Annotated in this window: 1 protein-coding gene; it reads left to right on the top strand. The window is 66.9% G+C overall.

What is annotated here, in order from left to right; all coding sequences use genetic code 11:
- Positions 1–119: 119 nt before the first annotated feature.
- Positions 120–1,367: an IS256 family transposase gene (locus KZA10_RS15220; RefSeq protein ID WP_218683306.1), complete on the top strand. Its 1,248-nt coding sequence runs from the start codon at positions 120–122 to the stop codon at positions 1,365–1,367.
- Positions 1,368–1,423 lie beyond the last annotated feature (56 nt).

Genomic DNA, 1,423 nt, shown 5'->3' with positions numbered 1-1,423 from the left:
AGTAGTGCCCCATAAAGTGGTGTAGCCCGTGGTGGCCGGCTCGTCGATCGCGACGAAGTGCGGTCACCGCGTGATCCTTCGAGGAAACTCTCACATCCCACTCGAAAGGCATCATCACGATGACCGCACCTCATATTCTCGACCCTGCCCGCCTGCTTGGTGAAGCCCTCGCCGATTCGTCGCCGGATCTGATGCGGCAACTGTTGCAGACGATGATCAACGCACTGTTGTCCGCGGACGCGGACGCCGTTGTCGGCGCGGAATGGGGGCAGGCGTCCCCGGACCGTGTCGCGCAGCGCAACGGCTACCGACACCGCGACCTTGATACCCGGGTCGGCACGATCGACGTGCAGATCCCGAAGCTGCGCACCGGCACCTACTTCCCGGAATGGCTGCTCGAGCGCCGCAAGCGCGCCGAGACCGCGCTGATCACCGTGGTCGCGGACTGCTACCTCGCCGGTGTCTCGACCCGTCGGATGGACAAGCTCGTCAAGACCCTCGGGATCCATAGCTTGTCGAAGTCGCAGGTGTCGCGGATGGCGGCGGATCTCGATGAGCACGTCGACCAGTTCCGGCACCGCCCCCTGGGCGATGCTGGCCCGTTCACGTTTGTCGCCGCCGACGCGCTGACCATGAAGGTCCGCGAAGGCGGCCGTGTCATCAACGCCGTCGTGCTGGTCGCGACCGGGGTGAACGCCGACGGCCACCGCGAGGTCCTCGGCCTGCGGGTGGCGACCAGCGAGACCGGGGCGGCCTGGAACAGCTTCTTTGCCGACCTCGTCGCCCGCGGCCTGGGCGGGGTGCGCCTGGTCACCTCCGACGCTCACGCCGGACTCGTGGAGGCGATCGCGGCGAACCTGCCCGGCGCCGTCTGGCAAAGATGCCGCACCCACTACGCCGCGAACCTGATGAGCGTGACACCGAAGGCCATGTGGCCGGCAGTGAAAGCGATGCTGCACTCCGTCTACGACCAGCCCGACGCCGACGCCGTCAACGCCCAGTTCGACCGGCTCCTGGACTACGTCGACGAGAAACTCCCCGACGCCTTCTCTCACCTCGACGCCGCCCGCGCCGACATCCTCGCGTTCACCGGGTTCCCCGACGGGCTCTGGCAGCAGATCTGGTCCAACAACCCGAACGAGAGATTGAACCGGGAGATCCGCCGCCGTACCGACTCCGTGGGCATCTTCCCCAACCGCGACGCGATCATCCGGCTCGTCGGCGCCGTCCTCGCCGAGCAGACCGACGAATGGGCCGAAGGACGCCGCTACCTCGGACTCGACATCCTCGCCAAGTCCCGCCTCACCCTCGTCCCCGACACCGGAGATGAGGTGACCGACCAGCCCGTCCTCGAACTCAGCGCCTAACCGAAACCAACAGCAGAAGGATCACCGACCGCTACACCACTCGCCGGGGCTTGACC

The organism is Microbacterium sp. BF1 (genome assembly GCF_019279095.1).
Classification (GTDB): Bacteria; Actinomycetota; Actinomycetes; order Actinomycetales; family Microbacteriaceae; genus Microbacterium; species Microbacterium maritypicum.
This window is presented reverse-complemented; position numbering and strand designations above follow the sequence as displayed.